We start from the raw sequence: 25,632 nt of genomic DNA, 5'->3' as shown, positions 1-25,632 counted from the left end.
TGTTCAGTATTATTTGTTCAGCCTGCCGCGATTGCCGCAGCAAGATCTGCAATTGCCAGGGTACGTTGTTCACCCTGCCCCTCACCGGTCAGCGTCTTGAGGCTGGCCTGTCCGGCTAGCGCCTCACTCTCCCCGATCACGACCGCAAAGCGTGCTCCGGATGCATCCGCCTTCTTGAATTGCGACTTGAAACTGCCTCCACCGGCATGCAGAACGACAGCCAGACCAGCCTTGCGCAAGGTGATCGCAGTCGTGAAAGCCAGAGCTGCGGCTTCATCGCCCTGATGCACCAGATACACATCGGCCGCTTCGCCTGCACAGGCAATACCCTGGGCTTCCAGCAACAGCAGCAGGCGCTCGATGCCGATGGCAAAACCGACTGCAGGGCATGACTTTCCGCCCAGCTGCTCAACCAGGCCATCATACCTGCCACCGGCAGCAACGGTTGCCTGCGCCCCCAATTCGGTGGTGGTCCACTCGAAAACGGTGCGATTGTAATAATCAAGCCCGCGCACCAGGCGATCATTCAATGTATACGAGATGCCAGCCGCATCCAGGCGGGCACGAACGCCAGCCAGATGCAGGCGGGATTCTTCCCCCAGAAATTCGGACAATTTCGGCGCCTGCTCGGCCATTTTCTGCAAGGCCGGATTTTTCGTATCCAGCACGCGCAGCGGATTGGTATACAGCCGCCGCTTGCCATCCTCATCGAGAATGTCGATGAATTTTTCCAGATACGCAATCAGTGCCACACGGTGCGCAGCACGCTCATCGGCGTTGCCCAGCGAATTCAGTTCCAGCTGCATGCCGGCAAGGCCAAGCCGCTGCCAGAGATCAGCCAGCATGACGATCAGCTCGGCGTCGACGTCCGGGCCGTCAAAGCCGAACGCTTCAATACCCAGCTGGTGGAACTGCCGATAGCGACCCTTTTGCGGGCGTTCATGCCGGAACATCGGACCGATATACCACAGGCGCTGGGTCTGGTTGTACAGCAGCGCATGCTCGATGCAGGCGCGCACGCAGCCTGCAGTCCCTTCCGGGCGCAGCGTCAGCTTCTCCCCGTTCAGGCTGTCCTCGAACGAGTACATTTCCTTCTCGACAATGTCGGTGTGCTCGCCTACGCCGCGCACAAAGAGGCCGGTCGGCTCGACAATCGGCATGCGGATGTTCTTGTAACCGTATGCCGCAGCCCAGTCACGGAACACCTGCTCCACGTGCAGCCACCGCGCACTATCCTGCGGCAGCACATCATTCATGCCGCGGATACCTTGAATAGTATTTGCCATAAACCCAATAAATCAGAAAGCTCTAGACCTATACCCCAATAATCGGGATAACTTTTGCAGCAACTTCACGCCGCTTGCTGCCACCTTCGCCATAGCGTGTGCGCACATAATTCTCGACAATAGCCTGGAATTCTTCGGCTACCCGCTCGCCCTTGAGCGTGACGTCCTTTTCTCCATCGATGTAAACCGGACAGACCGGAACCTCGCCAGTGCCGGGCAGGGAAATGCCGATATCCGCGAGCTTCGATTCACCCGGGCCATTGACAACACACCCCATGACGGCGACCTTCATGTCTTCAACGCCGGGGTATTCATTACGCCAGATCGGCATCTGCACGCGCAGGAAACTCTGGATATCCTGCGCCAGCTCCTGGAATACCGTCGATGTGGTACGTCCGCAACCAGGGCAGGCCGTAACCAGCGGTACAAAGGAGCGCAAACCCATGGTCTGCAGCAACTCCTGCGCAACGACCACCTCCTTGGTGCGATCACCACCCGGTTCGGGCGTCAGCGAGATGCGGATGGTATCACCGATCCCTTCCTGCAGCAGAATCGCGAGCGCAGCAGAGGAAGCAACAATGCCTTTTGACCCCATTCCAGCTTCGGTCAAACCAAGATGCAGCGGGTAATCGCAGCGCGCAGCCAGATCACGGTAAACAGCCACCAGATCCTGCACATGCGAGACCTTGCATGACAGCAGTATCTGGTCGGCCGACAAGCCCCAGCTCTGCGCCTGTTCGGCCGACTCCAGTGCCGAGACGATCAGCGCCTCGCGCATCACGGCATCCGCGGGCAAAGGCTGGGAAAGCCTGCTGTTTTCATCCATCATGCGCGCGGCAATCGCCTGATCCAGCGACCCCCAGTTCACACCGATACGCACAGCCTTGCGATATTCAATGGCCTTCTCGACCATGAAGGCGAATTTCTCGTCGCGCTTGCTGCCCTTGCCGACATTGCCCGGATTGATCCGGTACTTCGCCAGAATCTGTGCACATTCCGGGTAATCACGCAGCAGCCGGTCGCCGTTGAAATGAAAATCACCGACCAGCGGAACCCGGCAACCCCAGTTGTCGAGTTTTTCCCAGATGACCGGCACGGCTGCCGCAGCCTCGGCACTGTTGACCGTGATGCGCACGACTTCGGAGCCGGCACGCCACAGTTCGAATATCTGCCGGGCGGTTCCTTCGGCGTCCGCCGTGTCGGTATTGGTCATGGACTGGATCATGACCGGATGGTCACTGCCAACCCAGACATGGCCGATCTGGACTTGCCGGGTTTTGCGGCGGGGAATTGCAAAAGTCATTGTCGTGTCGTTATTGTTATTTCAGTTCAAAGGTAGCCACTTCGGCACGGGTCGACGAGGCCAGATCAATCTGCTTGCCGCGGAATATTACCCGGGTATTGGGCGCATTGCCGATCTTGAGCGAATAAGGGAGCTTGCCGCCCAGCACCTGCTCCGCACCGGGTTTCAGCAGCCCCGAATACAGCTTGTTGCCATCGGCATCAAGCACCTGCACCCAGCTGTCCGACTGCGCGGAAATGACGAGATCTCCATGCCCAAGCGGAACGCTGGCACCAATGGCACCCGGCAGGCTTGCCGGTGAAATCACGATGACGGGCTCGCTGGCAACGCCAATCGGCCGCGACGCAAGAGCGAACGATGATGCGGGCGAGGCAACAACCTGCGGTACGGAAGCGTCGATAGCAGCAACCACACTGGCATCCGAAGCAACAGCCACCAGATTGCCAAGCGGCACGGAGGCCTCCGGCGCGTCGACCTCCGGACTGGATGGCTGCTGCATGTACCAGAATACCAGCACAGCCCCCAGCATCAGCCCCGCAACGGCCGCAAGGATACCGAGCAGGGAGCGTGGCGCCGAAGCACCTGCCGCAAATGATGGCCCGTCTTCTTGCGGCAATCGCGGCAGCGCAGCCTGCGGCCGCTCAGGCGGCAGCAGGAGGGCAAGCTGGTCCTGCAGCAGCTGCACATCCAGCCCCAGCAGGCGGGCATAGTTGCGCACGAACCCGCGCACAAAGGTGTTGCCGGGCAGACTATCAAAGGCGTCAGCTTCCAGCGCCGTGATCTGGCCTACCGACAGCTTTAGCTGCCCAGCGACCTGCTCCACCGACCATCCCCGCAATTCGCGGGCAATGCGCAAAGCTGCACCAGGCGAAGGAGCGGGTGTTGTTACTGCTGCATTTTCCTCGGTCAAACTCATTGCTCGAACTGCCCCGCTTTCAGATAGCCCGCTTCCCTGCTTTCCGGGTACAGACTCAACAATTGGTCAGACAATTTCTTTTCAGCCGCACGATTGCCGGCCTTGCGCTCGAGCCGCACACCCAGCCAGAGCATGTCGGAAGTCGGCGTCTTGATCAGGCGATTCAGCGCGTTATAAGCGTCACGCGCATCCGGCAACTGTCCCTGCCGCAGGTAGATATTGGCCAGGCGCAAGCGAGCCAGAGCATTGCCGGGGCGATACTGCAGGGCAAGGCGCAGATAGCCGATTGCACGCTCCGTATCACCGGCCTTGCTGGCACAATCGCCAGCAACAATGTAACTGTTGTCGATAGCTGCATAGACGGTATTGCTGAACACCTGCTGCAGCCTGGCAAGACCGCCCTCATAATCACCGCGCGAGCACAGGTACTGCCCAAAATTGTGATTGACGTCAGGATCGGCCGGGGCAAGATTCAGAGCCTGCTGGAAATATCCCCTTGCCATTGCATCATCAGACAACTCGGCATAGGACAGGGCAATGATCAGGTATGGGGTCGGAGCATTCGGACTGGCCGCCAGCGCTTTCTTGGCCTCTTCGATTGCGATCGGATACTGCGCGCGGCGATAGTACTCTGCCGCCAGCTCGGTCCGGATACGCGCGCGATCTTCGCTGGTATAGGTTGGCGCGTCACTGCCCGCAGCAAGTGCCTGCCCGGCCAGCAGCGCGAGCCCCACCATCATTGCCAGTAATCTATGCATCAGCTTTCGTGCCCCCGTTTGTGAAACACCACCTGCTGGCTTTCGGACAGACGTGCAACACGTCTGGTTTTGTCCTTTACCTGCCCTGCGAGCTGCCCACAGGCGGCATCAATGTCATCGCCGCGCGTTTTCCGCACGGTGACCACATTGCCACCGTCAGCAAGCACGTCCCGGAATCGGAGGATAGCATCGCGCGACGAACGGTTGTAGCCCGAATTTGGGAAGGGGTTGAACGGAATCAGGTTGAACTTGCAGGATACCTGCCGGGCTATGTCGAGCAATTCACGTGCATGCTCGGGCTGATCGTTCACGCCTTCGAGCATGATGTACTCGAAAGTCACGAAGTCACGCGGCGCCTTGTCAAGGTAGCGGTTACACGCTGCAAGAAGCTCTTTGATCGGATATTTGCGGTTGATCGGTACAATTTCGTCGCGAATACGGTCATTGGACGCATGCAGACTCACAGCCAGGGCTACCGGGCAATCATCGCGCAGCCGGTCCATTGCCGGCACCAGACCGGACGTGGAAAGCGTGACACGACGCCGGGACAGGCCATAGGCGTTGTCATCGAGCATCAGGCGTAGCGCACGCACCACATTATCGTAGTTGGCGAGCGGCTCACCCATGCCCATTAGGACAACATTGGAAACGATGCGGGAATCCGCGTTCGTCACTTCGCCGATGCGGGCGGTTTCATTCGAGAGGCGGCGGTTAGCCCACCACAGCTGGCCTATGATTTCACCGGTAGAGAGGTTGCGATTGAACCCCTGCCGGGCTGTCGAGCAGAACGTGCACTCGAGCGCGCACCCCACCTGACTCGAAATGCAGAGCGTGCCACGGTCATCCTCGGGAATGAACACGGTCTCGACCCCGTTACCGACACCAACATCAAGCAGCCATTTATGCGTACCATCACTGGCAACCTGCTCGGCCAGCATCGCCGGAGCCTTGACACAGGCACCGGCGTGCAACTTTTCACGGAAGGTTTTGGCAATGTCAGTCATCGCGGCGAAATCACTTTCGCCATGCTGGTGCACCCATTTCAGCAATTGCTTGCCACGAAACGGTTTTTCGCCGAATTCGGCCATCAGCGCCAGCATGCCGGCCGCGTCATAATCCAGCAGATTGACCGCCATCACCATTCCTCCCGCATTCGACCGGTTTAGCGGCCAGCGTACACTTCGCTGGACGCGAAGAAGTACGCAATTTCGATTGCCGCATTTTCCAGGCTATCCGAACCATGCACAGCGTTCGCATCGATCGAAGCGGCAAAATCAGCACGGATCGTACCGGCATCTGCCTTTTTCGGATCGGTAGCACCCATCAGTTCGCGATTCTTGAGCACGGCATTTTCACCTTCCAGCACCTGGATCATAACCGGGCCGGAAGTCATGAAGGTCACCAGATCATTGAAGAAGGGGCGCTCCTTGTGCACGGCGTAGAAACCCTCGGCTTCAGCACGGGACAGCAGCTTCATTTTGGCCGCAACGACCTTCAGCCCGGCGGACTCAAAGCGGTCATAGATCTTGCCAATGACATTCTTGGCAACTGCATCGGGCTTGACGATGGAAATCGTACGTTCGATGGCCATGTGATATCTCCATTTCTTTCACGGTTGTTATAAACTGATACGCCTGCGTCGGACATGGGCATCGGATTGGTTCTGGGCCAAACTCGAAGCCTTCACCGGCCTGATAGCAACGTAAAGACACGCACTGTCATGGCACACGCATTGCGAATAGCCGCACAGTATATAACAAATCCCCTCCATCCCGGCATATGAGCGACCCTCTCGACCCCATTTTCCAGCAGGAAGAACAGCGCAAACTGCGTGCGCAGCTTTTCTGGCGACTTGGCATCGCAGCCCTTGTTCTCGGCGGCGCCCTCGGCGGCATCATCTGGCTGGAGCAGCAGCAGACCCGATCATCGGCGGCCACGACACCGACACCGGGAACACCACGCATCGCGCCCCCGATCGCCACACCAACCCCGGCACCCACTCCGATTGAAGCAAGTAGCACAGCTACCGCGGAAGCAAGCACAGCCAGTGCCGTACAGGCCAGCGTCCCCACCGCGATCAGCACCGGCACACCACTGCCAACCAGCAGCCAGCAGCCAGCGATTACCCCGAGAGCAACGAACACGCCCCACCCCACTCCGGCGGCAAACAGCACCGGCAAGGCTGGCCCGGCACCCGCCCCGACCGGCAAGGCAGCGACCCGACCGCCCCAGACCATACCCCTACCCACACCGGACGCAACTCCCGCACTCTCCGCCGCACCGGCTGCCACCTCCGCCACGCCCACCGCAGCAAGCACACCTTTCAGCGTATCCGAACGCAAAGGCAGTTATACCGTGCAGGCCGGTGTTTTCCTGCACGCGGCGAAAGCCGAGAAACTGCTGGACCAGTTGCAGCGCGCCGGCATCCCGGCCTATCTGGAAACCCGCGTGCAGATCGGCCCTTTCCGCAACAAGGCCGAAGCCGATGCAGCCATCAGGAAACTCAGGAGCATGGGCATCGACCCGGTTGTCCGCACACAATGATACTCATGCAAGTACCATGACTGAACCATTTAAAACAAAGGGCTTCATGGCAATACCCATAAAAAAGGACTCCATCCGGAGTCCTTTTTTGCTCATCGGGCCAGCTCAGATTACCGGCTCGTCCGGCAGAAAACTCACCGTCGGCAAGCCCGAGATGAGCACAGCCTGCCGCAACGCTTCGATTGCGGCCGCACGGGGGAAATTCCGCCGCCACGCCAGCATCACACGGCGTGTTGGCACCGGCGGCACAAAAGGCCGGATCGCCAGCAGATGCTCATCCGCCTCGGTCACCGACGTAGCCGGCAAAACAGTCACACCCACGCCACCCGCCACCATATGCCGGATTGTAGTCAGCGAACTACCTTGCAGTGTCCGCTGCAAACTGCCGGAAGCCAGACTTTCCCGGTTCAGATCGGGGCACGTCTGCAAGACATGATCGCGGAAACAGTTGCCGGGAGACAGCAGCAGCACATTTTCATCAGCCAGCTGCTCGGACTCGATGGCCGCCAACTCTTCCCACGGATGTCCCTTCGGCGTTGCCACCACAAACGGCTCTTCGTAAACGATCTGGGTCGCCACTCCGGGCTCGCTGAAGGGCTCGGCGAGAATCGCGACATCGATTTCGCCCTGCTTGAGCATTTCCGCCAGCCGCGACGTGTAATTCTCCTCCAGCAGCATCTGCATCTGCGGCGCCTTCAAGCGCAGGGCGGGAATCAGGTAAGGCAGCAGATAGGGACTGATCGTGTAGATGATCCCCACCCGCAAACTGCCAGCCAGCGGATCCTTGCCCTGTTCGGCCAGCTGCTTGATGAGCTGCACCTCTTCCAGCACGGTCTGCGCCTGCCCGACAATGCGCTCCCCGATCGGTGTCAGCGTCACATCACCGGCCGAACGCTCGAAGAGCGTCACCCCCAGCTCATCCTCGAGCTTCTTGACCGCAACCGAGAGCGTGGGCTGCGACACGAAGCAGCTTGCCGCCGCACGCCCGAAATGGCGCTCGCGCGCCACCGCAACGATATAGCGCAATTCGGTAAGCGTCATATCAACCCCGCCTTGCCTGCCAGGCGCGAATCAGCCAGCCCGAAGCGGCAATGGCAACAAAGCCCAGCCCTGCCCAGATGGCCAGGCTCAGTCCGAACACTTCATCCTTGCTGGCACACTCGCCATGCCCGGACAGTACCGACTTGAACACCTGCATCCAGGGCTGGGTGTCAAACAGGAAACCAAGGCCGGCACCGCAACTGGGCAGAGAGGTCGGATCCACGAAATACTGCAGATGCACCTGCCGGAGCGAAATTGACAGCCCCACCAGCGCAACCACGGAAAGCACTGCCGGCCAGAAACGGCTCCAGCGCGGCAAGGGCAGGACGGCCGCCAGCAAGGCAACCGCACCGCAGGCCATGATCGCCACTCGCTGGAACAGGCAGAGCGGACACGGATCCTTGAATTCGTAATATTGCTGGTAGAGGGCAAAAGCGATGCTCGCCGCGCAGAACAGGAAAACCGCCAGAAAACCGAGACGCCAGCGCATCATGAGACGCATCCTTGATTCAATCGTGTTGGAACAGAAGCCGCGATTCTAGCAGCGCCCGACCGGAAAATCCCGCAGCCGTTCCGTCTGCGCATGGCATATGGTTCAACACAGCACATTTCTGTATAATGCGGCTTTGCGTCCAAGGATTCGTCCAAATGCGTGTCATCCAGAAAGCCCTCACTTTCGACGACGTTCTGCTCGTTCCAGCCCACTCCAACATCCTGCCGCGCGACGTCAATCTGTCGACCCAGCTCACGCGCGACATCCGCATCAATCTCCCGCTGATCTCTGCTGCCATGGACACCGTGACCGAAGCACGGCTGGCCATTGCCATTGCACAGGAAGGCGGCATGGGGATCGTGCACAAGAACATGAACCCCAAGGCTCAGGCTTTCGAAGTGTCGAAGGTCAAGCGCTACGAATCCGGCATCGTGAAAGATCCGGTCACCATTGCGCCGAACATGCTCGTGCGCGACGTACTGCAACTCACCCGCCAGCACAAGATTTCCGGCCTGCCAGTCATCGACGCCACCGGTACCGTTGCCGGCATCGTCACCAACCGTGACCTGCGCTTCGAATCGCGCCTGGACGAATCGGTCGCCAACATCATGACCCCGCGCGAGCGTCTGGTGACCGTGCGCGAAGGCGCCAGCATCGACGAAGCCCGCCGCCTGATGCATGAAAACCGCCTCGAGCGCGTACTGGTGGTTGATGATGCCTTCCGCCTGAAGGGCCTGATAACCGTCAAGGACATCATCAAGACCAGCGAACACCCGTTTGCTGCCAAGGACGAACAGGGCCGCCTGCGCTGCGGCGCAGCCGTCGGCGTCGGCGCCGGCACCGAAGAACGCGTCGAATTGCTGGCCGAAGCCGGTGTTGACGTGATCGTGGTCGATACCGCCCACGGTCACAGCCAGGGCGTACTGGATCGCGTCAACTGGGTGAAAAAGAACTTCCCGCAGGTGCAGGTCATCGGCGGCAATATCGCTACCGCCGCTGCCGCACTCGCCCTCGTTGATTCCGGCGCCGACGGCGTCAAGGTCGGCATCGGCCCTGGCTCGATCTGCACCACGCGTATCGTTGCCGGTGTTGGCGTTCCGCAAATCACCGCCGTTGCCAACGTCGCCAAGGCACTGGCAGACACTGGTGTTCCGCTGATCGCCGATGGCGGAATCCGCTACTCCGGCGACATCGCCAAAGCACTTGCAGCCGGTGCGCATTGCGTGATGCTCGGCGGTCTTTTTGCCGGCACCGAAGAAGCACCAGGCGAAGTCGAGCTGTATCAGGGTCGCAGCTACAAGAGCTACCGCGGCATGGGCTCGCTGGGAGCCATGTCCGGTGCCAACGGCTCGTCCGATCGCTACTTCCAGGACAAGACGGCCGATGCCGACAAGCTGGTTCCGGAAGGCATCGAAGGCCGTGTTGCCTACAAGGGCCCGATGACAGCCATCGTGCACCAGTTGGTTGGCGGCATTCGCTCGTCGATGGGCTACCTGGGCTGCGCGACCATCGCCGAGATGCATGCAAAGGCCGAATTTGTTGAAATCACCTCGGCCGGCATCCGCGAATCACACGTTCACGACGTGCAGATCACCAAGGAAGCACCGAACTACCGTATGGAATAAGCTGCGGTTCGCAGGCAGACAGCAAAAAGCCGGGGTTTACCCCGGCTTTTTGCTGTCTGCTCCAGAGCCGGCCTAATTGAGGACCTTCCGTCCCCCGGCAACACCATTCCCCGCCAGGGCCGCGCGCAGGCGCAGCATCTTGCGCGTAAAAATGCCGCGCCGGATCATTTCCAGCTGTAGATACAGCCGCAGACGATCCGTCAACTGATAAAGCACTGATTGCGGTGCAGTCTTTTTCAGCATTTCATCGGCCTGCTGGTCAAGCAGCACAAGTTCACTGGTTTCAAGCAACTTGGGGTTCATGATCACCTCGCTTTTAAAGAAAAGCTTGCGGAATTCACGCCTGTATCGGCCTTTTCACATGACATCGTATGCATTCTGCCGAATGAATATTTCGAATTTCAGACGCACGGCAAACAGAGAAAGTAAGCAAGCACTCGCAACAAGCACGACAGAACGTACAAGTCTTACATAAATGCAGGTATATCAGTACAGTCATTTATATAAAAGGGTTACAGGCTGATACCCTCGAACAACCACTTGTCGGAACGGCCTGAAAGGTGCCATTTATCAACGGTGGCGCGCAAGATTGTTCCGACTGCACTTGAAAAATGGCCGCGCATCACGACCTTCCACTGCATTGCCATTCCAGAATGCAGATCACCCGATGCCGCGCTTTGCCAAAGAACCCGAATTTCGCCATGACCAGGCCAGCCGCACCGGCATCCTGCTGGTCAATCTTGGCACCCCGGCGGCCCCTACCGCCAAGGCAATCCGCCCCTGGCTGAAACAGTTTCTCTCCGACCCAAGAGTCGTAGAAATTCCCCGCCTGATCTGGCTGCCGATTCTGCACGGCTTCATCCTGCCCTTCCGACCCGGCAAAACCGCCCTGAAATATGCGGCCATCTGGGAAAAGGAAGGGTCGCCACTGGCCATCTGGACTGAAAAGCAGGCCAAACTGCTCAAGGGCTGGCTTGGCGAACGGCACGGCGACACACTCAGGGTCTGTCACGCCATGCGCTATGGGCAGCCTTCGATCAGCGAGGGTATTGCCCAACTGAAAGCTGCTGGCTGCGAGCGCATTCTGACCGTGCCACTCTACCCCCAGTACTCGGCCAGCACGACCGCGACGGTCATTGATGAAGTCGGTCGCGTCTTCGCCAGCCTGCGCAACCAGCCCGCTCTGCGTACTGTGCGCAGCTTCCATGATGACCCGGGTTACATCCGTGCATTGGCTGCACAAGTACGCAAGCACTGGCAAGAGAACGGACGCGGCGACCATTTGCTGATGAGCTTCCATGGCGTGCCACGCTACACCCTGGACAAGGGCGACCCCTATCATTGCCATTGCATGAAAACGGGGCGGCTGCTGGCGGAAGAACTCGGACTACCGGCGGATCGCTGGACCGTGGCATTCCAGTCGCGCTTCGGCAAGGCGGAATGGCTCAAACCCTATACGGCCACGATGCTGGAAACGCTGAGCAAGCGGGACGCCGGTAAACTGGATGTCATTTGCCCAGGCTTTGTAGCCGACTGCCTGGAGACACTGGAAGAAATTGCCATGGAAGGCAAGGAAACCTATCTGAGCTCGGGCGGCTCTGAATACCGCTTCATACCCTGCCTGAATGACTCGCCAGAGTGGATAAATGCCCTTGGCATGATGCTTGAAGCCGAGCTTTCAGGCTGGCTGACAAACGGTAAATCTACCGAAATTACAAAAAACCTTTCAGAACAGCGACTTTTGCTCGCCAAAGCAATGGGCGCCCCAAAATAAACTTGGGGAATGGCGAAATAAACGCTACACTCAGCGGTAAGTTTAGACTTACAAACGGAGTATTCGCATGGCTACACGCCTCTTTCTTGCTGAAGATGACCTGATTCTTGCCGACGCGCTGAAAACCAGCCTGTCGCAAGCTGATTTCCAGGTTGATTGTGTCAATGACGGCGCTCTGGCAATGCAGATTTTGCTGCACAACGATTACGATGTCGTGGTGCTGGATATCGGCCTGCCCAATATGGATGGCCTGACCGTACTGCGCAACGTGCGCCAGCACAAGCCCTCCATGCCCATCCTGCTGCTGACTGCGCTGGACGGACTGGAAGACCGCGTCGCCGGTCTTGATGCCGGAGCCGATGATTATCTGCCCAAGCCTTTCGAATTTGCCGAACTGGAAGCCCGCCTGCGTGCACTCCTGCGCCGTAGCCAGATCCTGCCGCAATCGGTTCAGCAGCTCGGAAACCTGCGCCTTGACCGCGCTGGCCAGCGTGCCTGGTGCAACGATACGCCGCTTGATCTCTCCGCACGCGAGCTGACTGTTCTGGAAATCCTGATGTCGAACATCGACCGCGTCGTGACCAAAGAGCAGATCGTCAGCGAGCTCGGCAACGAAAATGCCGAAGTCGGCCTGAACGCGATCGAAGTCTACGTTCACCGCCTGCGTAAAAAGCTGGAACCGTGTGGCGTGGTCATCCGCACCATTCGCGGCTTGGGCTATTTGCTGGAAAAGCAGCAACCCGGCGTAACGGATGCCGCACAATAACAGCACACTGAAACAGCAGCTACTGCGGTGGCTGCTGGTGCCTCAACTTGTATTCTGGCTGGTCGGCGCTGCCCTCTCGTATGCGGTGGCGCTGCATTATGCCAATACCATCATCGATGGCAACCTGCTCCAGATCGGGCGTGCGCTCTCACTGGTAATAACCAGCACGCCAGCCGGCGTGCAGGTGGCGCTTCCCGCGACGGCAAGCAATGTGCTGGACGGCACTCAGGAAGGGGCGATCTATTACACGATCCGCGACCCAGCCGGCCACGTCCTGTTGAGCAATATCGAACTGCCTCTGCCAAGCGCAGGCATCAGCAAATCATCGTCTGAACCGGCGCTTTACAATGCGAATCTGAATGGCAATTCGATACGGATTGCCATGATGAAAATATCCCCCCCCGGCAGCAACCAGCCCTGGCTCGTCTTCCAGACGGCGCAGAAAGCCGACTATCGCAATAATCTCTCGCAGCAGATCATCCTGTCGATCGCCCTGCCACTCGCAATCCTGATGCTGGCCACATCCTTCCTGGTCTGGTGGGGAATCGGCACCGGCTTGCGTCCACTCGCACAATTGCAGGCGCTGCTCGCCGGTCGCAAGGCACAGGATCTTTCTCCCATCCAGCTGGCCAGCGCACCGGCGGAAGTCAGCCAGCTTGCCGATTCACTGAATCAGCTGCTATCAACCACCGAAGCCAGCATCGGGCGGCAGCGCCGCTTCATCGCCGATGCGGCACACCAGTTGCGTACCCCGCTCGCCGGCCTGAAGTCGCAGACCGAGCTGGCCATGCGCGAAACATCCCCCGAAGTTCTGCGCGAAAGGCTCAGCATGGTGCACACCAGTGCCACCCGCAGCATTCACCTGGTAAACCAGTTGCTCACGCTGGCACGTTCCGAGCCGGGCAGCCAGACGGGCCTACCGAAAGTCCACATGGATCTGACGCGGATGCTGCGTGACATTACCGCCGAATCCGTGCCACGCGCGCTGGCAGCTGGTGTCGATCTGGGGTGCGAAATCATGGTCAGCGAAGCCTGCATCGAAGGCAATTCGGCGCTGCTGCGCGAGCTCTTCATCAATTTGGTCGACAACGCCATCAAGTACATTCCGCGCAATGGCTGCATCACCGTACGCCTGAGCGAGGACGACACCTTCTACCGGATTGCCGTCGAAGATGACGGCCCCGGCATTCCCGACGCCGACAAGGAGCGCGTCTTCGAGCGTTTCTATCGCCGCGAGCAGACCGGCAACGGCTGCGGTCTCGGCATGGCCATCGTGAGGGAAATTGCCGAGCGGCACGGCGGCACGGTCGAACTGAAAGACGCCGAACCGCATGGCCTGATCGTGCTGGTCAGCCTGCCGCACGGCAAGGGCCGTGATCACGATGATTGACCAGCAGCCCACGCCACAATGAAAAACGCCGCATCAGTGCGGCGTTTTTCATTGTCTGCCCTACTAACGATCAAGCAAAGATGACGGTCTTGTTCGAGTAGACCAGCACTCGGTTCTCCAGGTGCCAGCGCACGGCACGCGACAGCACGACGCGTTCAAGATCACGGCCTTTCTGGATCAGCGATTCGACATCTTCACGATGGCTGATGCGGATGACATCCTGCTCGATGATCGGGCCATCATCCAGCACCTCGGTTACATAATGGCTGGTCGCACCGATCAGCTTCACGCCACGGGCAAACGCACGGTGATAGGGCTTCGCGCCGTCGAATGCCGGCAGGAAACTGTGATGGATATTGATCACGCGCTGCGGATAGGCTGCGGTAAAATCATGACTGAGTACCTGCATGTAGCGCGCCAGTACGATGAGATCGATATTGTTCTCGGCCAGCAGTGCCTTTTGCTGTGCTTCGGCTTCGGCCTTGTTGTCCTTGGTCACCGGGATCACATGGAAAGGAATGCCGTAGAAGCGTGCCAGAGCCTCGCAATCCGGGTGATTGGAAATGATCAGCGGAATTTCGCATGGCAGTTCGCCGCTGCGATAGCGGTGCAGCAGGTCGACAAAACAGTGGTCGTACTTCGAAACGAAAATGGCAACGCGCTGGCGGCGCGATGACAGCGCGACCTTCCATTCCATGTGGAAACGATCGGCAATCGGGGCAAAAGCCGGTGTGAATGCATCCATGTCCAGCGTGAAATCGGTCAGATCCCATTCCACGCGCATCAGGAACAGGTTTTCGGTCGTGTCCTGGTGCTGGTCGACATGAATGATGTTGGCGTTATAGGTATACAGAAAATTGGCGATTGCGGCAGAAAGGCCCTTGCGGTCCGGGCAGCTGATCAGAAGAGTAGCAGTATTCATTGGCACTGGCAGGGCAAAGGATTGCGATGCAGCAATTCTAACAGCAGCCGCATGCCAGGGCGATGCGGAGTAACCCGAAACTGCGCGCCATCAAGCACCGGATTTTGCCAGCCAGTCAGGACACACATTGAAGGATGGCTCCGGGCAGCCCATAATCGCGTCCGCACGCCATGCCGCTGCCTTGCCGTCCCGGCTGGAGAACATGGCGTGGCGCATTTTCAACCAGTCCATTCATCACCGCCATGTTCGATATTGTCTTGTACCAGCCTGAAATCCCACCCAATACCGGCAATATCATCCGACTGAGCGCCAACACCGGTGTGCGCCTGCATCTGGTCAAACCGCTCGGCTTTCCGCTGGATGATGCCAAAATGCGTCGCGCCGGCCTCGATTATCACGAGTATGCCGACATGCAGGTGCATGAGGACTGGGAAAGCTGCCTGGCTGCACTGGCCGGGCGGCGGATTTTTGCCGCCACCACCAAGGGTGCCGTGCGTTATGACACGGTGACATACCGCGCGGGTGACGTGCTGCTGTTCGGGCCGGAAACACGCGGCCTGCCCGACGAGATGCTGGAGAAGCTCAGCGGCGAGCAGCGCATCCGCCTGCCGATGCGCCCGGACAACCGCAGCCTGAACCTCTCGAACGCAGTCGCTGTCATCGTTTACGAGGCTTGGCGCCAGCAGGGTTTTGCCGGCGGCCTCTGAGATATACCCACAACAGCATAAGCCCGTAGCCATTCAATCCAAATGGCCACAGGGCAATACCCGCACTATTCCTGATTGCGCATGAAATCGGCCGTCCGGAAGAAGGCCTCCTCCAGATGGCTGCGCAAGCCCTCTTCCATCGGAATTTCCGCCATGGCCTGATACATGCAGATCAGCCACTGGTCACGCTCTTCTTCACCGATGGCAAAGGGCAGATGCCGCGCACGCAGGCGCGGGTGGCCGTATTTCTGGATGAATAGCTCGGGGCCACCCAGCCAGCCCGAAAGGAACTCGAACAGCTTCTGGCGGATCAGTGTGGTATCGGCGGCGTGCATCGCCTGGATGCCGGCAGCACGCGGATCACTGGCCATGATGTCGTAGAAACGGTCGACCAGCTGGCGCAATACCGCTTCGCCGCCCAGCAATTCATAGGGGCTCAAGCCTGACGCCTCACTCATGGCCGGCCCCTTTTGCCACAGCAACGGGCTGCACCAGACTCGCAGCGTGGCGCGCACGCTCGCGGGCCGTATCGGTATCCGGGCCGGCCGCGAGTGCCACGCCCATGCGACGGCGCGTGAACGATTCCGGCTTGCCAAACAGGCGCAGATCGGCGCGCGGCACAGCCAGCGCGGCAGCCACGCCATCAAAGGCGATTCCGGCCGCATCCACGCCGCCATAGATCACGGCACTGGCTGCCGCCTCGCGCTGCTCGACATCCACCGGCAGCCCAAGAATGGCGCGGGCATGCAGCTCGAATTCGGAGTAGCGCTGGCTCATCAGGGTGACGAGGCCGGTATCATGCGGACGCGGGCTGACTTCCGAGAACCACACCTGATCCCCCTTCACAAACAGCTCGACACCGAACAGTCCGCGCCCGCCCAGCGCTGCCGTGACCTTGCCGGCAATCTCTTCGGCCCGCTCGAGCGCGACCGGGCTCATCAGCTGCGGCTGCCAGCTCTCCACATAATCACCCTTCACCTGCACATGGCCAACCGGCGCGCAGAATGAGGTGACGATCTGCCCGTTGCCGCCCAGCGAACGCACGGTCAGCAGCGTGATTTCATAATCAAAGTCGACAAAGCCCTCGACGATCACGCGACCGTGATTCACCCGGCTGCCCGCCAGCGCGTAATCCCAGGCCGGTGCCACGTCGGCCTCTTCCCGCAGCAGCGACTGCCCCTTGCCGGACGACGACATGACCGGCTTGATCAGGCAGGGGAAGCCAATCTCAGCCACCGCCGCCTGCACGTCTGCCAGCGAATCGGCAAAACGGTAGGCCGAGGTGGGCAGCCCGAGCTCTTCCGCTGCCAGGCGGCGTATGCCTTCGCGATTCATCGTCAGCTGCGTCGCGCGGGCAGTTGGAATGACGGTGGCCAGACCATCGGCCTCGATGCGCACCAGTTCTTCGGTGGCAATGGCCTCGATTTCCGGCACGATCAGCTGCGGGCGTTCCTGTTCAACCAGTGCGCGCAAGGCCTTGGCATCGCTCATGTCGATCACGTGGCTGCGATGCGCGACCTGCATGCCCGGCGCATTGGCATAGCGATCCACCCCGATGACTTCAACACCCAGCCGCTGCAGGGCAATGATGACTTCCTTGCCCAGCTCGCCGCAGCCCAGCAGCATGACCTTGACTGCCGAATGGCTCAGAGGTGTTCCGATGCGCATGATCAACTCCTGTATATAAAGCGATTTCGATGCCCGAATTCTAACAGCAGCACCAGTATCCATAGTGGAAAGCAATACCTATAATCCACGCAATGCTGCGTCACCAGCCGGAGAAATCATGCTAAACCAGTTCAGTATTGCCAAGCGCATTGCCATCGGATTTTCGATCATGCTGTTTTTTCTGGTCCTGATGGGTACGGCAGGCCTTTATTCCCAGCGGCAAATGCATCAGGTCACCAGTGATCTGCTGCATCACACGCTGCGCTATAGCCTCGAACTGGAAGACGCCCGTAATGAAGTCGGCAATCTGCGGCGTTATGAAAAGGATCTGCTGCTCAATATCGCCGACCCGGCCAAGGTCAGTGAATACAAGGCGAAATGGGACTCAACCCTGGCCAAGGCCAGCGAGGCGCTCAAAAACGCCCATGCCGCTGCAAACCCTGATCAGCAAACCCGCCTGAAGCAGCTCGAAAGCGCACTGAACGATTACGCCCAAGGCATGCGCAGCGTGCACGCCGACATTGTGGCCGGCAAATTGCTGACGCCTGCAGATGGAAACGCGGCGGTAGCCAAATATAAGGACGCAGTACGCAAGGTAGGTGAAGATACCGGGGCCCTGACTGAGGAAGCCATCAAGGCCGCCGAAGGAATTGACGATCAGGTCGATGCCATCAAGCAATCCAGCACAATGACACTGCTGGTACTCGGCCTGATTGCCACCGCTCTCGCCTCCCTTGCAGCCGTTTACATCGCGCTCAGCATCCGCCGTCCGCTGCATGCCATGCAGGCCACCATCACGGAAATCGACAATAGCGGACAAATCAGCCTGCGCCTGCCACTAAGCGGCAATGACGAAGTTGCTGCCACTTCGGGCAGCATGAATAGCTTGCTTGCCGGCATGTGCAAGGTCATCGGCGCCGCCAAGCAGAACTCATCCCAGCTTTTCGGCGCTTCACAGGAGCTTGCCAGCGCGGCCACCCAGGTCAGTGCAGCCTCGAATGCACAGGCCGAAGCGGCATCTTCCACTGCAGCGGCCATTGAAGAGCTGGCCGTGAGCGTGCACCTGATTACCGACAATTCGCACCAGCTTGAAAGTGATGCACGCTCGGTCGCCAGCACAGCCGCCAACGGCTCGGCCCGGGCGCAAGCCGCTGCAGACCAGATCCTGCAGATTGCCGAAGCCATCGGCCATTCAACCCATCTGATCGGCAAGCTCAATCAGCGCTCGGACGAAATCGGCAGCATCGCCATGGTGATCAAGGACATTGCCGACCAGACCAATCTGCTGGCACTGAATGCGGCAATCGAAGCCGCCCGCGCCGGCGAGCTGGGTCGTGGCTTCGCAGTCGTCGCCGACGAAGTGCGCAAACTGGCCGAACGCACCACCCAGGCCACCGTTGAAATCACATCCAAAATCCGTGCGGTTCAGCTCGATACAGCGGAAGCATCACAGGGCATGGAACAGGCCAGCGGCCGGGTCGACGAGGGAGTGGAAAGCACGCAGGAAGTGGCTGCCGCACTGGGCGAAATCGAAACCATGGCACGCAGCACGGTCCAGCATGTTGGCAGTATCGCCGGCGCTTTGAAGGAGCAGAGCCTGGCCAGCCAGGACATCGCCCGCCATGTTGAGCGCATTGCCCAGGCCAGTGAAGAAAACAATATGGCCGCACGTGCAACCAACGAACTTTCGCAACGACTTACCGGCCTCGCCTCGCAACTGGACGGCATCATTCAGCAGTACAAAACCTGATCATCTGGCCTGATGTAAGTACTTTCCCTAGCTAATCCTAACTTGACGCTGCAATGCACCACAGGGCAAGATGAAGCCATGACTACGTTCAACGCATCTGCTTTCGCATATTATTACTGGTGGCGCCATTAGGCGGCACCGGGACGCGTTGCGCTTCAACCGCACACACGAACCTGCCGCCGGATCTGGCGGCAGGTTTTTTTGTACCCAAACCTTCCATTCCAATGATCCGGCGGCATAGACCAGGAGAAGTCCATGTCTGACCAGGAAATCATTGTCGTCACTGGCGACCGCACCACTGGCCCGCTGCATCTGGGCCACCTCGCCGGCTCGCTGCAGAACCGCCTGCGCCTGCAGGGACAATACCGCCAATTCCTGCTGCTGGCCGACACACAGGCGCTCGCCGACCACCAGGGCGATTACAGCCGCGTACGCCAGAGTGTGGTCGATGTCGCTCTTGACTATCTGGCCGTCGGCCTCGATCCGAAGCAATCCACCTTCCTGATCCAGTCCATGGTGCCGGAGCTCGCCGAGCTGTCGTTCTACTTCATGAATCTCGTTTCTGTCGCACGTCTTGAGCGCAACCCGACGGTGAAAAACGAAATCCGCCAGAAAGGCATGGAGCGTGACATTGCCGCCGGTTTCCTCAGCTATCCCGTCAGCCAGGCGGCCGACATTACCGCACTGAAAGGCACACTGGTGCCCGTCGGCGAAGATCAGCTGCCGATGATCGAGCAGACCAATGAAATCGTGCGCCGCTTCAATCGCATGGTCGGCAGCGACATCCTGCGCGAGTGCAAGGCCGAAGTTGGCAAGGTGGCGCGCCTGCCCGGCATCGATGGCAGCAGCAAGATGAGCCGCGCGCTGGGCAACCACCTTTCGCTCTCCGCCTCGCCCGATGAAATCCGCCTGGCTGTGCGCAAGATGTTTACCGATCCGCAGCACCTGCGGGCAGAAGATCCGGGCAATATCGAAGGCAATGTGGTGTTCACCTTCCTTGACGCCTTTGCCACGGACCAGCAGCAAGTCGCCGAATTCAAGGAACACTACCAGCGTGGCGGCCTGGCCGATGCGGTCGTCAAGGCGTATCTGGAAAACGTGCTGCTGGAACTGCTCGAACCGATCCGCACCCGCCGCAACGAGTTGGCACGCGACCCGGACCAGATTCTCTCGCTGCTGATGGCCGGCTCCAGCCGCGCCCGCGAAGTCGCCGCGCTGACGCTCTTCCAGGTCAAGAAGGCAATGGGCATGTTCTACTTCTAGACACCAAGGTATATCACTGTAGCCATTTCATATAAAGGGCTATGGGAATATACCTTCACTTATCGCGGCATGGCCGGCTTGTGCTTATACTGGGCACATTCCATCAAAGGACACCGGCATGCCGTTTGCACTCTGGCTGCAGCGCTGCACCCGCCTGCTGCAGCAACAGCGCCTGCCGCAGCGCGTATTGTTCTGGGCGCTCTGGCTGCTTACCCTGCTGATCACGCACGTGATCCTGATTCATTACCTGGAAAAGCTGCGCTGGTTTGACGCGCTCTGGCTGACGCTCACCACGGTGGTCACCGTCGGCTATGGCGACCTGTTCCCCAAGACCGATGCCGGCCGCTGGTGCACCATCATCCTGCTGTACGGCGGTTCGATTTTCATTCTGGCCAATCTGGTCGGCGAATTTTTCCAGCTGCTTTCCGCTCATTTCCAGCGCCGGCTGCACGGCAAATGGAGTTATCACACCATGAAGGATCACGTTGTCATCATCGGCGCGCCAGCCAACAATCCGGTGCGCTATCTGGAGCGGCTGATTGATGAACTGCGCCGCCATCGCGACTGGCAGATGCGCCCCATCGTGGTCCTCAGCCAGCAATTCGAGCAGTTTCCCACCGAACTGGTCGACCGCAAGGTACGCTGGATCAACGGCTGCGGCACCAGCCAGAGCAACCTGACTGCCGCCGGCGCCGGCAATGCCCACGCCGTGATTCTGGTCGCAGCCAACAGCACCAGCGCCGATTCCGACTCCTATGCGCTGGATGCGATTGACCGTCTGCGCAGTCAGGGCATGCAGGGGCTGATCGTGGCCGAGTGCGTGAAGGAGCCGAACCGGGAGCGCATGAAACGCTTCGGCGCCAGCGCCGTGGTGCGCGTGATGCACGGTTACCCTGAAGCCATTGCTCGCGCGGTACTGGCACCGGGCTCGGAGGTTGTGCTGGAAGGCCTGTTCTCCAGCGAAGGCGAAGAATGCGAACGCATCGACCTTTCCGGCACTTATGCCTGGCGCGATATTCTGGTCACGCTGGCCGAGGCGGAAATCGGCACGGCACTGGCAGCAGAAACAGGCGATGGACAGATTGCCATCAATCCGCTCGGCAAAACGCTGGCAGTGCGCGCACTCTTCGTGGTCATGGATGACAAAGGGTCGGCCCGCAAGCATGAAATTGCTGGCCTGCTAGCCAACAAAAATAGGGTATAAGACCACAACCCTTTCAAGAAAAGGGCTACAGTCTTATACCCATCTGCATTTACAGCCCCTGCTGCAGATCGGCGATCAGGTCGCCAACATGTTCCAGCCCGACCGAAATACGGATCAGCCCGTCGCGGATGCCGGCTGCGGCACGTGCTTCCGGTGACACCCGGCCATGCGTGGTCGTGGCCGGATGCGTGATCGTCGTTCGCGTATCGCCAAGGTTGGCGGTCCGGCTCATCAGTTTTACCGCATCAACCAGCTTCCAGGCCGCCTCCTTGCCCCCCTTGACTTCAAAGGACACGATGCCGCCACCACCGTTCTGCTGGCGCGCAGCCAGCTCGAACTGCGGGTGCGACGGCAGGCCGGGGTAATACACACGCTCGATCTGCGGCTGGGTTTCCAGCCACTGCGCCAGTTTCAGCGCGTTATCGCAGTGCGCGCGCATGCGCAGCGGCAGGGTTTCCAGGCCCTTGAGCATCACCCAGGCATTGAACGGCGACAGACTCGGGCCGGCAGTACGCAGGAACAGATAGACCGGATCAACCAGCTCCTTGCGGCCAACCACCGCCCCCCCCAGCACTCGTCCCTGCCCGTCCAGGTATTTGGTACCCGAATGCACGACCAGATCGGCGCCCAGCTTCAGTGGCTGCTGCAAAATCGGCGTGCAGAAGCAGTTGTCGACCACCAGCAGCGCGGCATGCTCATGCGCAATCGCCGCGATGGCGGCGATATCGGCCACGTCGGTGAGCGGATTACTGGGGGTTTCGAGGAAAAAGAGTTTCGTATTCGGCCGCACGGCAGCAGCCCAGGCCGCCGTATCGGTCGGTGCCGCATAGCTGACTTCAACACCGAATTTGCTGAAATAGGTATTGAACAGCTGGATGGTGGCGCCGAAAAGCCCGCTGGACGCCACCACATGATCGCCGGCTTTCAGATGTGCCATGCCCAGCGACAGGATGGCAGCCATCCCGCTGGCCGTGGCAATGGCAGCCTCGCCGCCTTCCAGTGCAGCAAGGCGCTGCTCGAACGCGGTAACGGTCGGGTTGCTGAAGCGCGAGTAGATGTAACCCGGCATCTGGTTGGTAAACTTGAGCGACGCTTCTTCGGCGCTGCCGACACAGAAACTTGAGGTCAGGTACATCGCGTCGGAATGCTCGCCAAATTCGCTGCGCAGCGTGCCGACGCGCACGGCCAGCGTATCGGGATGCAGATCGTCAAACTCATCGAAATTCATGCGTGTCTCCAGACGGCAACGGGGGCTGTCGCCCCCGTTTACTTGTTTTTAATATCGGCCTGCGCCCATTATTGACTGGCCATGGCTTACTGCAGTGGTAACAAGGTTGGCAGCAGAGCTGGTTGCTACATCAGGTTCTGTTCGGCAATGCCAATGTTCATGTCGAGAATGCGACTATCCCCGTCAGCCTTGGTAGACAAGGGCGAAAGGCGCTTGTTTTCCAGTTCGTCCAGATAGGCGTCGGTCACATCACCGGTAATGTACTTGCCATCAAAACAGGATGTCTCGAACTTGGTAATCCGCCCGCCGCTGGCATCGCTGCAGGCCTGGATCAGCGCGGAGAGTTCCTGATAAATGACGGCATCGGCAGAAATTTCGACGGCAATCTGTTCGGCAGTACGCCCGGTAGCAATCAGCTCCGCGCGGGTTGGCATATCGATACCGTAGACATGCGGGTATTTCACCGGCGGCGCAGCAGAAGCGAGGTACACCTTCTTCGCGCCACAATCACGCACCATCTGCACGATTTCCTTGGATGTGGTGCCACGCACGATGGAATCATCCACCAGCAGCACGTTCTTGCCACGGAATTCGACGGCAATCGGGTTCAGCTTCTGGCGCACCGATTTCTTGCGGCTGGCCTGACCCGGCATGATGAAGGTACGCCCGATGTAGCGGTTCTTCATAAAGCCTTCGCGATAGGGCTTGCCAAGCGCCAGCGCCAGCTCCATGGCGGAATCGCGGCTGGTATCCGGAATCGGGATCACGACGTCGATATCGAGCGCCGGAACCATCGAACGCACTTTTTCAGCCAGTTGCTCACCCATTTTCAGGCGGGCTTCATGCACGGAAATGCCATCGATCACGGTATCCGGACGGGCGAAATAGACATGCTCGAAAATGCACGGCACCAGCTGCGGATTCGGATGACACTGCTTGCTGTGCAGCTGGCCTTCGAAGGAAATGAACAGGGCTTCACCCGGCGCCACATCACGCTCGAAATGGAAACCCAGCGTATCAAGCACGACGGATTCGGAAGCAACGACATACTCGGGGCCCTGGGCGGTCTCGTGCCGGCCGAGCGAGAGCGGACGAATGCCATGCGGGTCGCGAAACGCCACCAGACCAAAACCGGCGATCAGCGCCACAACGGCATAAGCACCCTTCACACGGCGATGCACGGCAGCTACAGCGTCGAAAATAGTCGCCACATCCAGATGCGGGCCCTGCACGCGACGTGACAATTCGTGCGCAAACACATTCAGCAGCGCTTCGGAATCGGAATTGGTGTTGATGTGCCGCAGATCGGTGCGGTACATCTCGTCCTTGAGCTGCTTGTCGTTGGTCAGGTTGCCGTTATGTGCCAGCACGATGCCAAAGGGGCTGTTCACATAGAAGGGCTGTGCTTCTGCCAGGCTCGAAGCCGAACCGGCAGTCGGATAGCGCACATGGCCGATGCCGGCATTGCCCAGCAGCGAGCGCATGTTGCGGGTGCGGAAGACATCGCGCACCAGCCCCTGGCCCTTGTGCATGTGCAGGGTCTGGCCTTCGGCAGTCACGATGCCGGCGGCATCCTGACCACGGTGCTGGAGCATGAGCAGGCCATCATACAACAACTGGTTTACCGGTGTTTTGGCCACGACGCCGACGATGCCACACATGGATGAAAGTCCCCTCAAACTCGATTAAGCCAACAAAACAGCAAGCACTCCGCCGCAAGAAAACGGCCAAGGCCCAACATTATTCAAATTGCAGATTCTGGTTCAGCATGTCGGGCAGCCACGGGCGCACCTGATGCACACTTTCTTCAAACAGCGAACTGAACATGGCGTTTCGCCACATCTCCTGCTTGGGCAGAGTGGTCAGCCCGGCCAGAATCACCAGCATCATGACGAAAAGATAACCGCGAATCAGACCGAAACCGGCCCCCAGCACGCGATCCATCACCTTCAGTCCGCTTGCTTTCAGAAAAGCGTTCAGGGTGATCCGCAGGATCGCCGACATGACCCAGGTCATGAAAAAAATCACCACGAACGCAGCCAGATAGCGCAGGGCCTGATTGGGCACCGCCGCTGGCACATAGGTGCTCAGTTCATCCGCATAGGTGCACGACAGCCAGAAAGCGAGTACCCACGCCAGCAGTGCCAGCAGCTCTGGGACCAGACCCCGCATGACGGAAAGCAGAATTGAAAGCCCGATGATTACCAGAACCGTGTAATCAAACAGCGTCATTGCTCGCCCTATTTGGTGACGACATGCCCGTCCAGACCCAGCGCATGCAGCTTGCTTACCCAGTCCTTGGCCTGCGACTCATTCGTAGTAGGCCCGAGGCGAACGCGGGTAAGCGTCCCCTTCTCGCGCGTTTCAACCTTGTCGGATACCACGGGCAGCCCTGCCGCCTTCATTTTGGCGATGATCTGCGCCGCCTTTTCGGCATCGGCGTAGGCGCCGACCTGGATCAGATATTTCGTCTTCGGCGCATCACTACGGGGCGGCTGTCCGGAAGGATCATCAAGGCCATCCAGAATCCGCTGCGGATCGGTTGTCGGCTTGACGGTTGGTTTCGGTGTCGGGCGCGGTGATGGCTTCGGTTTTGGCGTCGCAGCAGGCTTGGGCACCGGGGTGGTGGATGCCTCGGGTTGCTGTACATTGATCAGGCGACCGCGCAGTGCGTCACTGGCCATGCTGGCGGGAGTCACTTCGGGAAGGGGTACACCGCCCTCCTGAGCAGCCTGATCGGGCATGCTGGCATCGGCCAGCTCCGGCGTACTGGCCTGCGCTGCGCTGCTTTGCACAGCCGGCGGCGCCAGAACCGGAGCACTGGAGATGACTTCCACCTGCTGATTGGTCTGCATGCTGGCGGGGGGCTGGCTATCGAGCGCAGTCCAGAGTACGCACAGCGAAAAAACAACCAGTGCCAGCGCGCCGATCAGGCGGCGACGTGCACGTTTGCGCAATTGCTGCAGCTCTTCAGGAATATTCTGTTGGGGCATG

At 59.5% G+C, this 25,632-nt stretch carries 27 protein-coding genes; 9 read left to right on the top strand and 18 right to left on the bottom strand.

What is annotated here, in order from left to right; all coding sequences use genetic code 11:
• Window positions 1–17 precede the first annotated feature (17 nt).
• The 6 genes from hisS to ndk are packed head-to-tail and all read right to left on the bottom strand — an operon-like array spanning window position 18 to window position 5,854.
• Complete coding sequence (hisS, locus tag H559_RS0100935) at window positions 18–1,286, bottom strand: histidine--tRNA ligase (protein WP_028451130.1); 1,269 nt, start codon at window positions 1,284–1,286, stop codon at window positions 18–20.
• A gap of 28 nt (window positions 1,287–1,314) precedes the next feature.
• Window positions 1,315–2,589: a flavodoxin-dependent (E)-4-hydroxy-3-methylbut-2-enyl-diphosphate synthase gene (gene ispG, locus H559_RS0100930; protein ID WP_028451129.1), complete on the bottom strand. Its 1,275-nt coding sequence runs from the start codon at window positions 2,587–2,589 to the stop codon at window positions 1,315–1,317.
• A gap of 16 nt (window positions 2,590–2,605) precedes the next feature.
• Window positions 2,606–3,505 (bottom strand): RodZ domain-containing protein, encoded by a 900-nt coding sequence (locus tag H559_RS0100925; RefSeq protein WP_081412803.1) that lies wholly within the window; start codon window positions 3,503–3,505, stop codon window positions 2,606–2,608.
• Window positions 3,502–4,263 (bottom strand): type IV pilus biogenesis/stability protein PilW, encoded by a 762-nt coding sequence (gene pilW / locus H559_RS0100920; protein ID WP_081412802.1) that lies wholly within the window; start codon window positions 4,261–4,263, stop codon window positions 3,502–3,504. Before pilW ends, H559_RS0100925 begins: the two co-directional genes overlap by 4 nt.
• Window positions 4,263–5,399, bottom strand: coding sequence for a dual-specificity RNA methyltransferase RlmN (gene rlmN, locus H559_RS0100915; protein ID WP_028451126.1), 1,137 nt, complete (start codon window positions 5,397–5,399; stop codon window positions 4,263–4,265). Before rlmN ends, pilW begins: the two co-directional genes overlap by 1 nt.
• 26 nt (window positions 5,400–5,425) lie before the next feature.
• Window positions 5,426–5,854, bottom strand: a complete 429-nt coding sequence (gene ndk / locus H559_RS0100910) for a nucleoside-diphosphate kinase (RefSeq protein ID WP_028451125.1) — start codon at window positions 5,852–5,854, stop codon at window positions 5,426–5,428.
• 188 nt (window positions 5,855–6,042) lie between these two features.
• On the opposite strand from ndk, the gene H559_RS21210 reads away from it, so the two are divergent.
• Window positions 6,043–6,807, top strand: coding sequence for an SPOR domain-containing protein (locus tag H559_RS21210; RefSeq protein ID WP_028451124.1), 765 nt, complete (start codon window positions 6,043–6,045; stop codon window positions 6,805–6,807).
• Between the two features lie 105 nt (window positions 6,808–6,912).
• Here the strand turns inward: H559_RS21210 and H559_RS0100900 are convergent, their stop codons facing one another.
• Complete coding sequence (locus H559_RS0100900) at window positions 6,913–7,848, bottom strand: hydrogen peroxide-inducible genes activator (protein WP_028451123.1); 936 nt, start codon at window positions 7,846–7,848, stop codon at window positions 6,913–6,915.
• A 1-nt stretch (window position 7,849) separates the two neighbouring features.
• Window positions 7,850–8,341, bottom strand: a complete 492-nt coding sequence (locus H559_RS0100895; protein WP_051278786.1) for a disulfide bond formation protein B — start codon at window positions 8,339–8,341, stop codon at window positions 7,850–7,852.
• A 155-nt stretch (window positions 8,342–8,496) separates the two neighbouring features.
• Here H559_RS0100895 and guaB point away from each other — a divergent pair, with 155 nt between their 5' ends.
• Window positions 8,497–9,966, top strand: a complete 1,470-nt coding sequence (guaB, locus tag H559_RS0100890; protein ID WP_028451121.1) for an IMP dehydrogenase — start codon at window positions 8,497–8,499, stop codon at window positions 9,964–9,966.
• Window positions 9,967–10,038: 72 nt separating this feature from the next.
• On the opposite strand, the gene H559_RS0100885 is transcribed toward guaB, so the two are convergent.
• Together H559_RS0100885 and H559_RS23280 are read right to left on the bottom strand one after the other, a co-directional pair.
• Window positions 10,039–10,269 carry a hypothetical protein gene (locus H559_RS0100885; RefSeq protein WP_028451120.1) on the bottom strand — a complete coding sequence of 77 codons (231 nt, stop codon included), beginning with the start codon at window positions 10,267–10,269 and terminating at the stop codon, window positions 10,039–10,041.
• A 209-nt stretch (window positions 10,270–10,478) separates the two neighbouring features.
• The gene (locus H559_RS23280) at window positions 10,479–10,607 is read right to left on the bottom strand and encodes a hypothetical protein (RefSeq protein WP_281171337.1); all 129 of its coding nucleotides are present in this window, start codon (window positions 10,605–10,607) and stop codon (window positions 10,479–10,481) included.
• 26 nt (window positions 10,608–10,633) lie between these two features.
• Between H559_RS23280 and hemH the strand changes: the two genes are divergently transcribed.
• The 3 genes from hemH (at window position 10,634) to H559_RS0100865 (ending at window position 13,896) form a co-directional block, all read left to right on the top strand.
• Entirely contained in the window at window positions 10,634–11,740 is a 1,107-nt protein-coding gene (gene hemH, locus H559_RS0100875; protein ID WP_028451119.1) for a ferrochelatase, read from the top strand.
• 67 nt (window positions 11,741–11,807) lie between these two features.
• Window positions 11,808–12,506: a response regulator transcription factor gene (locus H559_RS0100870; RefSeq protein WP_028451118.1), complete on the top strand. Its 699-nt coding sequence runs from the start codon at window positions 11,808–11,810 to the stop codon at window positions 12,504–12,506.
• Complete coding sequence (locus tag H559_RS0100865; RefSeq protein ID WP_028451117.1) at window positions 12,493–13,896, top strand: sensor histidine kinase; 1,404 nt, start codon at window positions 12,493–12,495, stop codon at window positions 13,894–13,896. Before H559_RS0100870 ends, H559_RS0100865 begins: the two co-directional genes overlap by 14 nt.
• A gap of 70 nt (window positions 13,897–13,966) precedes the next feature.
• Here H559_RS0100865 and purU read toward each other — a convergent pair whose 3' ends face one another.
• Window positions 13,967–14,818: a formyltetrahydrofolate deformylase gene (gene purU, locus H559_RS0100860; RefSeq protein WP_028451116.1), complete on the bottom strand. Its 852-nt coding sequence runs from the start codon at window positions 14,816–14,818 to the stop codon at window positions 13,967–13,969.
• A 90-nt stretch (window positions 14,819–14,908) separates the two neighbouring features.
• Window positions 14,909–15,049, bottom strand: coding sequence for a hypothetical protein (locus H559_RS22495; RefSeq protein ID WP_155845240.1), 141 nt, complete (start codon window positions 15,047–15,049; stop codon window positions 14,909–14,911).
• Between the two features lie 11 nt (window positions 15,050–15,060).
• Between H559_RS22495 and trmL the strand changes: the two genes are divergently transcribed.
• Window positions 15,061–15,525, top strand: coding sequence for a tRNA (uridine(34)/cytosine(34)/5-carboxymethylaminomethyluridine(34)-2'-O)-methyltransferase TrmL (gene trmL / locus H559_RS0100855; protein WP_028451115.1), 465 nt, complete (start codon window positions 15,061–15,063; stop codon window positions 15,523–15,525).
• A 65-nt stretch (window positions 15,526–15,590) separates the two neighbouring features.
• Here trmL and H559_RS0100850 read toward each other — a convergent pair whose 3' ends face one another.
• Window positions 15,591–15,983, bottom strand: a complete 393-nt coding sequence (locus H559_RS0100850; RefSeq protein ID WP_028451114.1) for a group II truncated hemoglobin — start codon at window positions 15,981–15,983, stop codon at window positions 15,591–15,593.
• Entirely contained in the window at window positions 15,976–17,193 is a 1,218-nt protein-coding gene (purT, locus tag H559_RS0100845) for a formate-dependent phosphoribosylglycinamide formyltransferase (RefSeq protein WP_034639240.1), read from the bottom strand. Before purT ends, H559_RS0100850 begins: the two co-directional genes overlap by 8 nt.
• A gap of 118 nt (window positions 17,194–17,311) precedes the next feature.
• Here purT and H559_RS18265 point away from each other — a divergent pair, with 118 nt between their 5' ends.
• The 3 genes from H559_RS18265 to H559_RS0100830 all read left to right on the top strand — a co-directional run bounded on the left by H559_RS18265 (window position 17,312) and on the right by H559_RS0100830 (window position 21,410).
• Window positions 17,312–18,943: a methyl-accepting chemotaxis protein gene (locus tag H559_RS18265; protein ID WP_051278785.1), complete on the top strand. Its 1,632-nt coding sequence runs from the start codon at window positions 17,312–17,314 to the stop codon at window positions 18,941–18,943.
• A gap of 255 nt (window positions 18,944–19,198) precedes the next feature.
• Window positions 19,199–20,206 (top strand): tryptophan--tRNA ligase, encoded by a 1,008-nt coding sequence (gene trpS, locus H559_RS0100835; protein ID WP_028451112.1) that lies wholly within the window; start codon window positions 19,199–19,201, stop codon window positions 20,204–20,206.
• A 118-nt stretch (window positions 20,207–20,324) separates the two neighbouring features.
• Window positions 20,325–21,410, top strand: a complete 1,086-nt coding sequence (locus tag H559_RS0100830) for an ion channel (RefSeq protein ID WP_028451111.1) — start codon at window positions 20,325–20,327, stop codon at window positions 21,408–21,410.
• Window positions 21,411–21,459: 49 nt separating this feature from the next.
• Here H559_RS0100830 and H559_RS0100825 read toward each other — a convergent pair whose 3' ends face one another.
• From H559_RS0100825 to H559_RS18260, 4 genes are all read right to left on the bottom strand, one after another.
• Window positions 21,460–22,638 (bottom strand): O-succinylhomoserine sulfhydrylase, encoded by a 1,179-nt coding sequence (locus H559_RS0100825; RefSeq protein ID WP_028451110.1) that lies wholly within the window; start codon window positions 22,636–22,638, stop codon window positions 21,460–21,462.
• Window positions 22,639–22,763: 125 nt separating this feature from the next.
• Window positions 22,764–24,299 (bottom strand): amidophosphoribosyltransferase, encoded by a 1,536-nt coding sequence (gene purF / locus H559_RS0100820; RefSeq protein ID WP_028451109.1) that lies wholly within the window; start codon window positions 24,297–24,299, stop codon window positions 22,764–22,766.
• 79 nt (window positions 24,300–24,378) lie between these two features.
• Window positions 24,379–24,870 (bottom strand): CvpA family protein, encoded by a 492-nt coding sequence (locus H559_RS0100815; protein WP_028451108.1) that lies wholly within the window; start codon window positions 24,868–24,870, stop codon window positions 24,379–24,381.
• Window positions 24,871–24,878: 8 nt separating this feature from the next.
• Entirely contained in the window at window positions 24,879–25,631 is a 753-nt protein-coding gene (locus tag H559_RS18260; protein WP_034639238.1) for an SPOR domain-containing protein, read from the bottom strand.
• Window position 25,632 lies beyond the last annotated feature (1 nt).

The organism is Chitinilyticum aquatile DSM 21506 (assembly GCF_000430805.1).
In the GTDB taxonomy this organism is placed as follows: Bacteria; Pseudomonadota; Gammaproteobacteria; order Burkholderiales; family Chitinibacteraceae; genus Chitinilyticum; species Chitinilyticum aquatile.
The sequence above is the reverse complement of the archived record's forward strand: the minus strand, read 5'-3'. Positions and strand labels throughout refer to the sequence as shown.

Coding starts and splice junctions, on each gene's coding strand:
- purU (WP_028451116.1), bottom strand. CDS start 14,818: ATGAATACTGCTACTCTTCTGATCAGCTGCCCGGACCGCAAGGGCCTT.
- trpS (WP_028451112.1), top strand. CDS start 19,199: ATGTCTGACCAGGAAATCATTGTCGTCACTGGCGACCGCACCACTGGC.
- hisS (WP_028451130.1), bottom strand. CDS start 1,286: ATGGCAAATACTATTCAAGGTATCCGCGGCATGAATGATGTGCTGCCG.
- ndk (WP_028451125.1), bottom strand. CDS start 5,854: ATGGCCATCGAACGTACGATTTCCATCGTCAAGCCCGATGCAGTTGCC.
- ispG (WP_028451129.1), bottom strand. CDS start 2,589: ATGACTTTTGCAATTCCCCGCCGCAAAACCCGGCAAGTCCAGATCGGC.
- H559_RS0100895 (WP_051278786.1), bottom strand. CDS start 8,341: ATGATGCGCTGGCGTCTCGGTTTTCTGGCGGTTTTCCTGTTCTGCGCG.
- guaB (WP_028451121.1), top strand. CDS start 8,497: ATGCGTGTCATCCAGAAAGCCCTCACTTTCGACGACGTTCTGCTCGTT.
- H559_RS18260 (WP_034639238.1), bottom strand. CDS start 25,631: ATGCCCCAACAGAATATTCCTGAAGAGCTGCAGCAATTGCGCAAACGT.
- H559_RS0100825 (WP_028451110.1), bottom strand. CDS start 22,638: ATGAATTTCGATGAGTTTGACGATCTGCATCCCGATACGCTGGCCGTG.
- hemH (WP_028451119.1), top strand. CDS start 10,634: ATGCCGCGCTTTGCCAAAGAACCCGAATTTCGCCATGACCAGGCCAGC.
- H559_RS0100815 (WP_028451108.1), bottom strand. CDS start 24,870: ATGACGCTGTTTGATTACACGGTTCTGGTAATCATCGGGCTTTCAATT.
- H559_RS18265 (WP_051278785.1), top strand. CDS start 17,312: ATGCTAAACCAGTTCAGTATTGCCAAGCGCATTGCCATCGGATTTTCG.
- H559_RS0100850 (WP_028451114.1), bottom strand. CDS start 15,983: ATGAGTGAGGCGTCAGGCTTGAGCCCCTATGAATTGCTGGGCGGCGAA.
- H559_RS0100865 (WP_028451117.1), top strand. CDS start 12,493: ATGCCGCACAATAACAGCACACTGAAACAGCAGCTACTGCGGTGGCTG.
- rlmN (WP_028451126.1), bottom strand. CDS start 5,399: ATGGCGGTCAATCTGCTGGATTATGACGCGGCCGGCATGCTGGCGCTG.
- H559_RS0100885 (WP_028451120.1), bottom strand. CDS start 10,269: ATGAACCCCAAGTTGCTTGAAACCAGTGAACTTGTGCTGCTTGACCAG.
- H559_RS0100925 (WP_081412803.1), bottom strand. CDS start 3,505: ATGAGTTTGACCGAGGAAAATGCAGCAGTAACAACACCCGCTCCTTCG.
- H559_RS0100830 (WP_028451111.1), top strand. CDS start 20,325: ATGCCGTTTGCACTCTGGCTGCAGCGCTGCACCCGCCTGCTGCAGCAA.
- H559_RS23280 (WP_281171337.1), bottom strand. CDS start 10,607: ATGCAGTGGAAGGTCGTGATGCGCGGCCATTTTTCAAGTGCAGTCGGA.
- purF (WP_028451109.1), bottom strand. CDS start 24,299: ATGTGTGGCATCGTCGGCGTCGTGGCCAAAACACCGGTAAACCAGTTG.
- trmL (WP_028451115.1), top strand. CDS start 15,061: ATGTTCGATATTGTCTTGTACCAGCCTGAAATCCCACCCAATACCGGC.
- purT (WP_034639240.1), bottom strand. CDS start 17,193: ATGCGCATCGGAACACCTCTGAGCCATTCGGCAGTCAAGGTCATGCTG.
- H559_RS0100870 (WP_028451118.1), top strand. CDS start 11,808: ATGGCTACACGCCTCTTTCTTGCTGAAGATGACCTGATTCTTGCCGAC.
- pilW (WP_081412802.1), bottom strand. CDS start 4,263: ATGCATAGATTACTGGCAATGATGGTGGGGCTCGCGCTGCTGGCCGGG.
- H559_RS21210 (WP_028451124.1), top strand. CDS start 6,043: ATGAGCGACCCTCTCGACCCCATTTTCCAGCAGGAAGAACAGCGCAAA.
- H559_RS22495 (WP_155845240.1), bottom strand. CDS start 15,049: ATGGACTGGTTGAAAATGCGCCACGCCATGTTCTCCAGCCGGGACGGC.
- H559_RS0100900 (WP_028451123.1), bottom strand. CDS start 7,848: ATGACGCTTACCGAATTGCGCTATATCGTTGCGGTGGCGCGCGAGCGC.